The sequence below is a fragment of the Nonlabens sp. SY33080 genome, from assembly GCF_011784885.1.
Classification (GTDB): Bacteria; Bacteroidota; Bacteroidia; order Flavobacteriales; family Flavobacteriaceae; genus Nonlabens; species Nonlabens tegetincola.
In genome coordinates this window covers 981,992-995,974 of the sequence record NZ_CP050461.1, presented here as the reverse complement: position 1 = coordinate 995,974, position 13,983 = coordinate 981,992, and the positions used below count along the sequence as shown (strand labels likewise).

The 13,983-nt window shown below is 35.7% G+C and carries 9 protein-coding genes; 5 read left to right on the top strand and 4 right to left on the bottom strand.

The window, feature by feature from the left end; translation table 11 throughout:
• Positions 1 to 34 precede the first annotated feature (34 nt).
• The 5 genes from HCN53_RS04615 (at position 35) to HCN53_RS04595 (ending at position 11,377) form a co-directional block, all read left to right on the top strand.
• Entirely contained in the window at positions 35 to 3,484 is a 3,450-nt protein-coding gene (locus HCN53_RS04615; RefSeq protein ID WP_167342176.1) for a hypothetical protein, read from the top strand.
• A 58-nt stretch (positions 3,485 to 3,542) separates the two neighbouring features.
• Positions 3,543 to 4,805: a glycosyl hydrolase family 17 protein gene (locus HCN53_RS04610; protein ID WP_146105020.1), complete on the top strand. Its 1,263-nt coding sequence runs from the start codon at positions 3,543 to 3,545 to the stop codon at positions 4,803 to 4,805.
• Positions 4,805 to 6,307: a glycoside hydrolase family 30 protein gene (locus HCN53_RS04605; protein ID WP_167342175.1), complete on the top strand. Its 1,503-nt coding sequence runs from the start codon at positions 4,805 to 4,807 to the stop codon at positions 6,305 to 6,307. Before HCN53_RS04610 ends, HCN53_RS04605 begins: the two co-directional genes overlap by 1 nt.
• 3 nt (positions 6,308 to 6,310) lie before the next feature.
• Positions 6,311 to 8,659 (top strand): MFS transporter, encoded by a 2,349-nt coding sequence (locus tag HCN53_RS04600; protein ID WP_206063933.1) that lies wholly within the window; start codon positions 6,311 to 6,313, stop codon positions 8,657 to 8,659.
• A gap of 351 nt (positions 8,660 to 9,010) precedes the next feature.
• Positions 9,011 to 11,377 (top strand): T9SS type A sorting domain-containing protein, encoded by a 2,367-nt coding sequence (locus HCN53_RS04595; RefSeq protein WP_167342174.1) that lies wholly within the window; start codon positions 9,011 to 9,013, stop codon positions 11,375 to 11,377.
• Positions 11,378 to 11,475: 98 nt separating this feature from the next.
• On the opposite strand, the gene HCN53_RS04590 is transcribed toward HCN53_RS04595, so the two are convergent.
• From HCN53_RS04590 to HCN53_RS04575, 4 genes are read right to left on the bottom strand one after another with little or no spacing between them, the layout of a single operon-like run.
• Positions 11,476 to 12,852 (bottom strand): FAD-binding oxidoreductase, encoded by a 1,377-nt coding sequence (locus HCN53_RS04590; RefSeq protein ID WP_167342173.1) that lies wholly within the window; start codon positions 12,850 to 12,852, stop codon positions 11,476 to 11,478.
• On the bottom strand, positions 12,849 to 13,190 hold the full coding sequence (locus HCN53_RS04585; protein ID WP_167342172.1) for a hypothetical protein: 342 nt from the start codon (positions 13,188 to 13,190) through the stop codon (positions 12,849 to 12,851). The genes HCN53_RS04590 and HCN53_RS04585 overlap by 4 nt, the downstream gene beginning before the upstream one ends.
• A 45-nt stretch (positions 13,191 to 13,235) precedes the next feature.
• Entirely contained in the window at positions 13,236 to 13,475 is a 240-nt protein-coding gene (locus HCN53_RS04580; protein WP_042279447.1) for a hypothetical protein, read from the bottom strand.
• Entirely contained in the window at positions 13,472 to 13,960 is a 489-nt protein-coding gene (locus HCN53_RS04575; RefSeq protein ID WP_240919393.1) for an SRPBCC family protein, read from the bottom strand. Before HCN53_RS04575 ends, HCN53_RS04580 begins: the two co-directional genes overlap by 4 nt.
• Positions 13,961 to 13,983: the final 23 nt, after the last annotated feature.

The window sequence follows — 13,983 nt, the reverse complement described above, 5'->3', positions numbered from 1 at the left end:
TTTTTTTTGTAAAATATTGATTATTATTTAGTTAATGAAGTTAGGAAGTCAAAATATTTCTTTTAAAGAAAAGGAAGTTAAGGGAAGTCTTGTTGATATAAAAGGTGAGAGTTACTACAAAATTAGTAATGTAGATGCGATGCGTCCATTCTTTATGAGTATTGTGAGCGCTTACAATCACTGGATGTTTATATCTAGTAATGGAGGTTTAACAGCTGGTCGTAAGAATAGCGATCACGCATTGTTTCCATACTATACAGATGATAAAATAACCAGAAATGCTGATTCTACAGGCAGTAAAACGATCATAAAAGCCACAATTGAGAATGAAACCTACCTGTGGGAACCATTTTCTGATAGGTATGAAGGTATATACAAGACTACCAGAAATCTTTATAAAAATAAATACGGTAATAAAGTACTGTTTGAGGAAATTAATCATGATCTTAAGCTTACCATTAAGTACAGCTGGAACTCATCAGATCAATTTGGTTTTGTAAGAATATCAGAGCTACTCAATCATAATGAAACAGTAATACAATGTGAAATTCTTGATGGATTACAGGATTTATTACCAGCAAATGTAGGAGAGGATTTACAAAAAGCATCTAGCAATCTAGTTGACGCATACAAAAGGTCTGAGCTACATGCAGATTCAGGTATAGGATTACTCACTCTTAGTGCTGTAATCGTAGATAAAGCGGAGCCTAGTGAATCGTTGATGGCAAACATATGTTGGTCGCTAGGATTGGATAATGCAACTTATTTACTTTCTAATAGACAAGTCAACGATTTTAGAAAAGGGAAAAGTCTATTCAATGAGTATGATATTAAGGCAGAAAAAGGTGCCTATTTTAATGGTAGTTTCATTGATCTTGAAGCAAATGAATCCAAAGAATGGATGTTTATTGCTGATGTAGATAAAACCATAGGTGATGTTCATGAAATTGCACAACAAATTGAATCTGATAAAAACCTGTATCAAAACATACTTGCCTCAATTGAAAAAGGAACTGAACAACTTATAGCTTTAACCGCCGCAAGTGACGGAATACAGTTAACTGAGGATCCTTTAATCAATAATAGACATTTTGCTAATACCATGTTTAACATCATGCGTGGTGGAATCTTTGATGAAGGTTATAACATTGAAAAACTTGATTTTAAAAGTTATCTGGAAGAAGCGAATAAACAGGTTTATGCTTCACTAAAGGAGCAAATAGAAAAATTACCTAGTGTTTTTACCTTATTTGATTTACAACACTTTGTAGATGTATCCAGCGATATAGATTTAAAACGACTGTGTTTAGAATATTTACCTTTAAAATTCAGTAGAAGACATGGAGACCCTAGTCGTCCATGGAATAAATTTTCAATCAATACTCGTGATGAAGTAGATGGGTCAAAGATTCTTGACTATCAAGGTAACTGGCGAGATATTTTCCAGAATTGGGAAGCGCTTGCACACAGTTATCCTGAGTTTATGGAAGGAATGATTCATAAATTTTTAAATGCCACTACGTTTGACGGTTATAATCCTTACCGAGTAACAAAAGGAGGATTTGATTGGGAAACGATTGAAGAAGATGACCCATGGTCTTACATAGGGTATTGGGGCGATCATCAAATCATATACTTACTTAAATTTTTAGAGTTCCAAGAAAATTATCACCCAGGAGAATTAATCAGTTATTTCTCTCAGGAATTATTCGTGTATGCCAACGTACCTTATGTTATCAAACCTTATCAAGACATTTGTAATAACCCTAAGGATACGATTGATTTTGATCATAAGGCACAAGAGTATATAGAGAATCAAAGATTAGAAATAGGAGTAGATGGGGCTTTATTAAAAAGCCAAAATGAAACTATTTATAAGGTTAATTTCTTAGAAAAATTACTTGCAACTGTTCTGGCCAAAATGTCAAACTTCATTCCTGAAGCTGGAATATGGTTAAATACCCAACGACCAGAATGGAATGATGCAAATAATGCTCTAGTAGGTAATGGTGTAAGCATGGTAACTCTCTGTTACTTACGCAGGTTTTTGAACTTTACTCATAAAATACTAGATCAATCAGAAGAAGCTACCTATTCTTTTTCGCAAGAATTTGTCGTTTACTTCGAGTCACTGCTTACCACATTAAACAATTATGAGAAAGTTCTTAACGGAGCTATTGATAATAAAACAAGGAAATCAATACTTGATGAATTAGGTATCGCAGCAAGTGAGTACCGTCATTTAATTTATAACCAAAGATTTTCAGGTAATAAAACTGAGGTAAAAACCGATACGGTAAAGAGATTTGTACAAATCTCACTCAAATATTTAGATCATAGTATCGTAGCAAATAAGCGTAAGGATAATTTATACCACGCCTATAACTTGATGACTATAAAGGGTGATGAAATAGAAATTTCTTATTTATCAGAAATGTTAGAAGGTCAGGTGGCAGTGCTCAGCTCTGGATATTTGAATGCCCATGAGTCACTTGATGTACTAAACGCCTTAAAACAAAGTTCTTTATTCCGTGTAGATCAATACAGCTATATACTATATCCCAACAAAGAGCTTAAAGGTTTTACTGATAAGAACATTATTCCAAAACATCTAGTTGAATCTTCTCAATTACTTCAAAAACTAGTAGAAAATAATAACAAGCAAATCATTACTCAGGATGTAATTGGAGATTATCACTTTAGCGGTCAATTTAATAATGTCGATAGCCTTCGAAATTCAATTAAAGAATTAGATGAAAGCTATGCACCGTTGATACATCAAGAGTCTTCTTTACTAGAGGAAATTTTTGAAGAAGTGTTTAATCATAAAGAATTTACTGGTAGATCGGGAACCTTCTTTGGTTATGAAGGTTTAGGATCGATTTATTGGCATATGGTTTCTAAGCTATTATTAGCTATTCAAGAAACTGTTTTAGCAGCCATAAAAGAAAACATAGATCCTAAAACTATAGGCTTTTTACTAGATCATTACTATGAAGTTCAAGCAGGAATTGGAGTTCATAAAACACCGCAATTATATGGTGCTTTCCCTACAGATCCGTATTCTCACACACCTGCAACAAAAGGAGCTCAGCAACCAGGGATGACTGGTCAAGTAAAAGAAGATATACTTTGTAGAATAGGAGAGTTAGGTATCATCGTGACAGATGGTAAAATTCAATTTGAACCAAAATTGTTAAGAGCTGCCGAATTTCTCACCTCAAGTACAGAATTTAAATATTTAGATGTAAATCAAGAGGCACAATCTATAGCTATATCTAAAAATTCTCTCGCATTTACCTACTGTCAAGTACCAGTAATTTACCACAAGAGTAAAGAAAATATCATTCGTCTACACCTGTCTGATGGTAATGTTATTGAGCAAGGTGAAAGACAACTTACGGCACAGCACAGTCGTGAGATTTTTAAACGATCAGGGCTCGTGAAGATGATAGAAGTACATGTATTTGAAGATTTAAAATAGAATAGTTTTTACGCTTTCGCGAAAGCGTAAACAATAACCTAAAAATGATAAATAAAAAATGAGAATTCCATTGACATTATTTCTTCTATTACTTCTATTAAATAGTTGTAAAAAAGAAGTCGTGGAACCATCTCTAAAAACCTATAAGAATATGACTGCTCAAGAGTTGTTGTCCCAATCAAATTATCAAGCCATGTGCTATGGTGGATACAGGGAAATGACTCGTGATAAGCAACCAACGATCGATCAAATAAAAGAGGATTTAAGAATTTTAAATGCTATGGATGTGAGACTTATTCGCACCTATAATGTACAGTTGCCGCACGCCACCAACGTTTTGAAGGCAATAAGACAACTAAAAGCTGAAAATCCTGATTTTGAAATGTATGTCATGTTAGGAGCATGGATCGATTGTAAAAATGCGTGGACAGGAAAGCCCGTGAACCACGATATTGAAAGTGAACAAAATGAAGACGAGATAGGCAGAGCTGTAGCCCTAGCTCAAGAATATCCTGACATTATTAAAATAATCGCAGTAGGAAACGAGGCAATGGTTAAATGGGCGACCAGTTATTATGTCCAGCCAGACATTATCTTAAAATGGGTAAAACATCTCCAGGATCTTAAAAAACAAGGACAGCTACCTACCAATTTATGGATTACAAGTTCAGATAATTTTGCAAGTTGGGGCGGCGGCGATACACAATATCATGTGCCAGCTTTGAATGAATTGATACGCGAGGTTGATTTTATCTCCATCCATACTTATCCTATGCATGACACGCATTACAACCCTGTTTTTTGGGGTGTCCAAGAAAATGAAGCGCGACTTTCTAAAGAAAAGCAAATCGAAATAGTTATGCAGCAATCCTTGCAGTATGCTATTAATCAGTATGAAAGCGTGGTTAATTATGTACAGAGTATAGGTGAAGATAAACCTGTCTATATAGGTGAAACGGGCTGGGCGAGTTTCTCTAATGAGTTATATGGAAAAACAGGTTCAAAAGCAGTTGATGAATACAAAGCAGGTATTTATTACAAGCTTATAAGAGAATGGTCTATAAAGAATCAGGTTACTTGTTTCTATTTTGAGGCTTTTGATGAGAAGTGGAAAGACGCTGAAAATCCGCAAGGAAGTGAAAATCACTTCGGATTGTTTTCTGTAAACGGTCAGGCAAAATATGCTTTGTGGGACCTCGTAGATCAAGACCTATATAAAAATCTCTCTAGAGATGGTAATCCAATCAATAAAACCTTTAACGGAGATGAGATTGCCCTGCTTAAATCAGTGAGTACACCACCAATAAAAAGAGGACAATAATGAAGAAGAGCTTACTTTCTTTACTAGTAATTGGTAGCCTGTTGAGTTGTACAGAGCAAACACCCTTTGATATTACGGTGTATGAAACATCAGCCGCTGGTAACAGTCTTTCTCAAGTTCAAGTTTTTGAACAGTTGGATAGTGTTTGTACCATAAACATTAATCCAGATAAAACATATCAAAAGATTACTGGATTTGGAGGTGCGTTTACTGAAAGTAGTGCTTATCTATTAAACAATTTAAGTAAATCAAAACGGCGTGAGGTATTAGAAGCCTATTTCAGTGCAGATGGTGCAAATTATTCCCTAAATAGAACGCACATGAATAGCTGTGATTTCTCTTTATCCCAATATTCATATGCTCCTGTAGCAGACGATTTGCAACTCCAGCATTTTAGTGTTAAAGAAGATGAGGCCGACATTATACCCATGATTAAAGAGGCTATGGAAATCTCACCCGATGGATTTAAATTGTTTGCATCACCATGGACAGCGCCGCCATGGATGAAGGATAACAAGGAATGGGTAGGAGGAAAGCTACTGCCTGAATATTATGATACGTGGGCATTATTTTTTTCAAAGTACGTAGAAGAATATGAAAAAAGAGGTATTCCTATCTGGGGTTTCACAGTAGAAAATGAACCACACGGAAATGGTAATAATTGGGAAAGCATGCATTACACACCCGAAGAAATGACCCAGTTTGTTCAACATCATTTAGGTCCACATCTAGAGGAAGAGGGATATGGCGATAAAATCATTCTAGGTTATGACCAAAATCGTGCAGGAATTAGAGAATGGGTAGATGTGATGTACGCCTCGCAAGAAAGTTCTAAATACTATGATGGTACGGCCATTCACTGGTATGAAAGTACCTATGAAGTCTTTCCAGAAGAATTACAGTATGCGCATGCAAAAGCACCTACTAAATACTTGATTGAAACAGAAGGATGTATTGATAGCGAAGTGCCAGCATGGAAGGATGATGCCTGGTACTGGAAAAAAGAAGCTACAGATTGGGGTTGGGATTGGGCACCAGAGGACCAAAAACATTTGCATCCTAAATACGCTCCAGTAAACCGTTATGCTAGAGACATTATTGGATGTTTGAACAATTGGGTTGACGGTTGGGTAGATTGGAACATGGTTCTAGATAAACAAGGTGGTCCTAACTGGTTTAAAAATTGGTGTGCCGCTCCAGTATTAGTAGATACAGAAAGTGATGAGGTGTATTTCACGCCACTGTATTACGTAATGACTCATTTCAGCAGGTTCATTAGACCAGATGCAGTGGTGCTGGATATTAAGTGGACTGATACAGATTTAATCGCTACAGCAGCGCAAAACCCAGATGGATCCATTGTGGTAGTAGTTTTTAATGAAGGAGAGAATAAAAAGAACTTTGAACTGGATGTTGAAGGTGTTCGCTTTCGCGAAAGCGAAACTAAAATTACTGTAGACGCTCAAGCAATTCAAACGATTGTAATCAAACCTAAAAATTAACTCATGGCTTATTCAACTTCGACAAAGGTCCCTATGGCTCAAAAAATTGCATTTGGTATTGGAATGTTTGCCAATCAAATGTTTCCTGCCATTTTGGGAATTTTTATGGTAGTACTTGTTGAAGATTTAAAGTTCACAGGTTTGTTATGGGCGATGATTTATTTGTTCCCTAGATTATTTGATGCTATAACAGATCCTATTATGGGATTCATCTCTGATAATACCAAATCTAAATGGGGTAGAAGAAGGCAGTATGTTCTAGTAGGAGGAATTGTAATGGGTATCGCGTACATTTTTATGTGGCAATTATTTAAAGAAAATTCTGTTCAGTATAATTTTTGGTACTTCTTTTCGTGGTCTGCGCTTTTTTATCTGGGACTTACTTTATTTAGCGTTCCTTATGTGGCAATGGGCTATGAAATGAGCGAGGATTTTCATGAACGCACAAATATTATGGCGATTGCTCAATGGATAGGTCAATGGGCATGGGTATTTGCGCCATTATTTTGGATTATCATGTATGATGAATCATGGTTTCCATCTGCCGACGTTGCTGCAAGAGAATTAGCGATCTGGGTAGCGATTCCATGTGCTGTTTGTGCCATTGTGCCTGCTCTTTTTATCAAAAGTAAATCTACTTTGAATGAAGATTATGAGCCACTTACATTAAATAACATAGGTGGAAGTTTTATGAAAATTATTGAGAGTTTTAAAGAGGCTTTCAAAATAAAAGAATTTAAAAAGCTATGTATTTCTACCTTCTTTATTTTCAATGCATTCAATACTGTAGCCTCACTTACTTTTTTTGTAATCGTGTATAAACTTTTTAATGGAAATGCAGGTGATGCTGGTATATGGGTTTCCATGTTTGGGTGTTTGGGAGCACTAGGAACCACCTTTTTAGTAATTCCTGTGGTTGCTCGAATGTCAAAGAAATTTGGTAAGAAAAAGGCCTTTATGATTAGTCAGTTCATTTCCATTATAGGATATGTGATGTTGTACTTTCTTTTTATTCCTGGTAAACCTTGGATGTATATCATTGCCTTACCTTTTTTCTCTTTTGGAATAGGTAGTTTATTTACCATTATGATGTCCATGACTGCCGATGTAATAGACATTGATGAATTAAATTCTGGTAAACGTAGAGAAGGGATATTTGGTGCTATCTATTGGTGGATGGTTAAAGTAGGATTTGCTATAGCTGGTGCATTAAGTGGTGTAATTATTTGGATCGTAGGATTTGAAGCCGAAATACCTACAGTGGAACAACAAGCATCAGTCGATGGATTGCACGCATTCTTTTGTTTTTTCCCATTAATAGGTACTCTTATTGCCATGTATGTAATGAAAGACTACAGCGTTACTGAAGACCGTGCCAATGCAATAAGGAAAGAATTAGATAAGAGAAAATCTGATATTGAAAATACAAGGGACACTTATGGTTCAAATAGTTTTTTGGATGTCAATTCAGAAATCCAACTAGTGCCTTATACTAGTCCTTATAATTTTGATAGGGTTGAGCTACCACAAATCAAACTGATGTTTAGAGAACTTCTATCTAAAGGAGTTAAGGGATTATCATTTAGTCCCTATGTTAAGGGACAAAATATAGGAGATTTACTTTCTGAAAATCAGATAAGGAGGCGTATGAAAATTATCCAACCTCATACTGAGTGGATAAGATCTTTTTCATGTACGGAAGGAAATGAGTTAATTCCCAATATCGCTCAGCAATATGGTACTAAAGTTCTTGCAGGAGCATGGATCAGTGAAGATCTAGAACGCAATGAGCAAGAAATCGAGGCATTAATAAAATTGATTCAAAACGATAAAGTACAGGTTGCTGCTGTAGGTAACGAAGTTCTTTTGAGAAATGATATTTCTGAAGAACAACTTATCGAGTACATAAATCGTGTTAAAGCAGCTACAAGTAATAAAGACGTTTTAATAGGCTATGTTGATACCTATTTTGAATATTATCAAAGACCCTTACTAGTTGAGGCTTGTGATATTTTATTAGTCAATTGTTATCCATTTTGGGAAGGAATCGCAATAGATGAATCTTTAGATTATTTAAGAACTATGTATGGTGTTGCCAGCAGTGTTTCTAAAGGTAAAGAAGTTGTTATTGCGGAAACGGGCTGGCCTAGTCAAGGACAGTCGGTTGAGCGCGCACATCCATCTCATTTTAATGCTATCAGATATTTTATTGAAACACAAACCTGGGCTACAGATAATGATGTTTCTGTGTTCCATTTTTCATCATTTGATGAATCATGGAAGGTTCGATTTGAAGGTGAATTAGGAGGAAGATGGGGACTATGGGATGAAAATGAAAAATTAAAATATTAATACGATAATTTAAAATGATGTTGGGACTTGAATGAAACCCTTAGTTGTGATAATTAAACTGAAATTTTTAAGCCTTTGGTAATGACATTTTTAATTAAATACAAAATATTTCAAACGATATAGTTGTGTTTTTAAATGAAATTTTCAACTCAACAAAACCTCAACAAACAGGAACTAATAGTGATAAACCATAATAATGGGTTTGTGTTAAAGATTTGAAAATCAAATAATTGAAAATTGTTGTAATAACAAGAATGTTAATTTTAAACTGTATAATTTATGTATTGTGGATTTATAAGGTAACACAATATCAACATATTAACTTTAAACAATAACTTAAACTCGAAAAAAATGAATAAAATTACTTTTTTACTTTTTGTTTTTATAGGGACCATTGGTTTTTCCCAATCTATGCCTATAGACTTTGAAGTTGCCGAAGATGATGCTTGGGGCGCTTTTAATGGAACAGTGGCTACTGTGTTGCAAGATCCTACGGATGCAAGTAATACCGTTTTAGAAATGATAGGTGCAGGAGTTGATTTTGATGGAGCAGCTCTTAATTTAGATACTTATGTTGATTTATCTGATGATGCTAATAACACCATTTCTTTAAGAATTTGGGCTCCAGATGCCACTACTAGAACACATTTATTGAAATTAGAAGGAGGAAGTTCAGGAGCAACAGAGCTTACCTTTACTACTACTATGATGGGATGGCAAACTGTGAATGTTGATTTTGGACCTGGATTAGGTACTGAATATCCAATTATAGTAATATTCACCGATAGCACTCCTGGAAATACAGCTACAGGAACTTATTATATAGATGATATCAATGGGCCCAACGGAGCAGTAATCCCTAATACTCCAGTGCCAGCAACGGCAGCTCCTAATCCTACAGCACCAGCAGCTGAAGTACTTAGTATTTATTCTGATACTGGTGGATATACCAATACTTGGAATGCTGACTATTCTTTTGGATCAGTGAATACAACTGATTTAGGAAATGGATCGGTTAACAATACTTTATTGTTCAATCTTGCTGCTGGTGGATGGGGACAAGGAACAAATACAGTAACGGACATAAGTGCCTACAACTATTTACAATTTGATTATTGGGCCGATTCTAATTCTACAGAAATTAGATTTTTCTTAATTGATGACAATGGTGGTGTTGTTGAATATTGGTATGAGATTGGCGGTAGTGCTCCGCAAGAAGCGATTGCAAATGACACTTGGACTCATGTAGAGATTCCATTGTCTTTCTTTGAGATGAATGCACCTAATAATCAAGCAGGAACTGGAGGTTTTTCTAAGGCAAACTTACTTCAATGGAAGATAGATGCCTCAGATAATTTACAATCTGATTTTGTTTATGTAGATAATATTTATTTCTCTCAAAATCCAGTAAGCGCTGCACCTACAGCACCTACAGTAGCGGCACCGTCGCCTACTGCTCCAGCATCTGAGGTTATAAGTATGTTTAGTAACGTTTATACTGATGTACCAGTAGATACATGGAATACATCATGGAGTGCAGCTACTTTAATGGATGTTCAAATAGCAGGTGACGATGTTAAATTTTACTCTAACCTTAATTTCAACGGTATAGAAACTGTAACTAACTCTATTGATGCTACAACGCCAGGTATGATGTTTTTTAATATGGATGTTTGGACGCCTGATGCGACTGAGTTTAGAATAAAACTAGTAGACTTTTTAGGTGATGGATTTGGTGGAGCAGGTGATACCGAGGCAGAATTAATCTTTACTCCTGCACAAGGTTCATGGGAAACAATTTCCATTCCTTTATCTGACTTTGCTGCTGCTGGTATGACTTCTTTTACAGATATTAGTCAATTAATCATCGCAGCTCAACCTGCCGGTACGGCAACAGTATATGTAGACAATGTATACTTTTCCCAAAATGCTCCAAACTCTACAGGTGGAAATATGCCAGTAGTTGCTGCTCCAGCTCCTACAGCGCCTCAAGTTGATGTAATCAGTTTGTTCAGTAATGTATATAATGATGTTCCTGTTGATACATGGAATACTTCATGGAGTGCAGCTACATTTTCTGATGTTCAGGTAGCCGGAGATGACGTAAAATTGTACGAAAACCTTGATTTTAATGGAATCGAAACAGTAGCAAGTCCAATAAATGCTACCGCAGCAGGAATGATGTACTTCAATATGGACATATGGACACCAGATGCAACATTGTTCAGAATAAAGTTAGTTGACTTTTTAGGTGATGGATTTGGTGGAGCAGGAGATACCGAAGCAGAACTAGCATTCACTCCTGCTACAGGTCAATGGGTGACTTTATCCATACCTTTATCAGACTTTAGCGCTGGTGGAATGACTTCATTCTCAGATATTAATCAATTCATAATTTCTGCACAACCAGCTGGTGGTGCTACGGTCTATGTTGATAATGTTTACTTTTCTGTAAATCAAGTGGCTAGCAATCAAGATGTTGTTTTAAATGATTATACCGTTTATCCAAACCCAAGCGTTAATCAGTGGAATATCACCTCAAGCAATCAATTAATTGAGGAAATAGCTGTCTTTGATTTAACTGGAAAGATGGTGATGAGCAACAAGGTAAATAGTGAATCAATAACTATTGACGCAAGTTCATTGAGACCTGGGATTTATATAGCACGCGTTACATCGGCTAGCAGTGTTTCAAGTTTAAAATTAGTAAAGGAGTAATTTAGTTTCAAGTTGTAGATTGAAAAAGCCAGCTTTTATAGCTGGCTTTTTTTATTGGATATTATTTTAAATACTTTCCTAGATCTAAAAACTCATACTTAAAAAATTTTACCTGGATTCATGATCCCTTTAGGATCTAATTGGTTTTTAAGCGCTTTCATAATTGCAATTTCGGAAACTGATTTGGAAAATTTCAGGTAGGCTTTTTTATGATTTCCTATACCATGTTCTGCGCTTACAGAACCATTTAAAGTTTCAATTTCTTGATATACAAGATGGTCAATAGCTTCTTTGGTTGCTTTACTGGTGTCATTTTTTCCTATCATTAGGTGTATGTTACCATCGGCTACATGACCAAATGCATATACTTGTGTAGCTATTCCGCTTTCGCGAAAGCGTAAGTAACATCGTGCTATGTAACGTCCTATTTCGGGTATAGGAATACTTATATCAAAATGCTGGTCATAAGGCATGAAATCAACCAAATTATTTACGTCTTCTCTTATTCTAAAGAACCAGTCTACCTCGCTTTGTGATCTCGCTATAACGGCATCTTCAATAATTTCTTCTTCCAGTGCGTTCTCCAATAAATGCTCTAGTAATTGAATGTCCTTATCGGGATGAGCTCCTTGGATTTCGATTAAAACATAATACTCATAGTCATAGGGAAGCGGTGGTCTTACTGCATCACTGGCACTTGTTAATTGCTCATAGGTGTTTTTCCAGATAAGTTCAAAACCTGTAAGTTTACCTGATGCTCCTGCATCTATATGTTTGAGTAATTGGATAACGCTCTCATATTTTTTTAATCCAACATAAGCTGCATACCTACTTTTAGGTTTTTCTACAAGTTTGACAACTGCTTTAGTGATTATTCCTAGAGTTCCTTCACTTCCTATAAATAGTTGTTTAAGGTCATAACCACTATTATCTTTAATAATTTTACGTAGGTTGGATACTATTGTACCATCAGCTAGTACCACTTCTAAACCTAGGATTAAATAGCGTGTCATGCCATATTTTAAAACACGCAAACCACCAGCATTAGTAGCAATGATCCCACCAATTTGTGCGCTTCCGCGAGCTCCAAAATTTAATGGGAATAGTAATTCCTGCTTATCTGTAGCGCGATGTAATTCTTCTAGAATAACGCCAGCTTGTACGGTTGCAGTTCGGCTTTCTGAATCAATTTCTTCTATTTGATTCATTCTTTCGAGAGAAATTACCACGTCGTTCTCTTTGGTTTCAGTGCTACCTACAAGATTTGTTAATCCGCCATGAGTTACTACGGCTAGTCCATGATCATGACAAATTTTAAGGATGGTGCTTACTTGTTGGGTAGATTCTGGTAATAGGACACAAGCTGCTGCTAGTGGCTCATCCATGTGCCATATATGATGATATCGGCTTTTTAAGCCTGCACCGTGAATGATTTGTTTAGTAGATAGGTGATCGGCAAAAAGGGTATGAATCATCCTTTGAAAATTGATTTCAATACATTCATTAAATGCTGTTCCATGATATCATAACTACCATCGGCAGTAAAAAAGTCTTTAACATCATGTAGGATTTTTTCTACTTGAGGTTTTGATAGGTTGTTATGCTTAATGTATTCCTCAATGCGAACTATACTTTTATAATCTGCATCACGTCTAAAAATTAATAGCATTTCTTCATATCGCTCTTTATCAAAGTGCGTTTGCATCCACTTTAATTCTTCACAAGATTGGGAAATATCAATTTTTGAACAATAAAGAATTAAGTAAACACGAAATTGTTCCATAGTCCAGGATAGGTGGTCGGTAGTCATCATAGCTTGGGATTTATGATTAAATATACAACATAAAGATCTTTTAGTTTAACTTTCTATCCACAATTGACCTCGATGTGGTTTAAGGGCATCTCGTACTGGTGGCATAACATCTTCATTAACTCCTAGAAAAGCGATGTAATGATTTTCATTTAATTTTTCAACACCATTTCCTAGGCTGTTAATACCTTCCATAGTCACATACTCCTTTAAATGAATAAGGTGATGCTGTGCTGTTTTTTGTGCATGAGGACCTTTAAAATCCCAAATTAATTTTAGTTTTCTCATAAGACGTAATCACCTGTTTTTACACTTTTTCCAGTTTCGGCAAATATCTTAAAATCTTGCATATGTTGGAGCGTTTGTGAGGTGAAAACCTTCGGGTTTGCTTTGGCTGCTAGTCGCATCATCCCGGTGAATTTAAAGGTAGAACTAGCTTGCCAAAGGGTTACTTTATGTTGTGAGTTGTTGTTTTTAATTACGCTTTCGCGAAAGCGGTTACATTGTTCATTAACTACTCCACGAGTACGATAAGTCGCTGCCCACAAGTGAGGTAAGTCTAATTGTGTGATTTCCTCAATCATTGAAATAGTAGCAACGCTGGTTTTAATTCTCATACTACGTTTACTACCTACTTGACCTGTTTGTGAGCTTAAGTTTTTAAAAGAGACAAGCCCTTTTTGCCAGTGCTGAAAATAATCCTGTTCCTTAAATAACTTCATAACCTCATCGATAGGTTTATGAATGGTAATCTCATTTGAAGTTTTGATCATATCATTATGGTCGTAAATTGTTA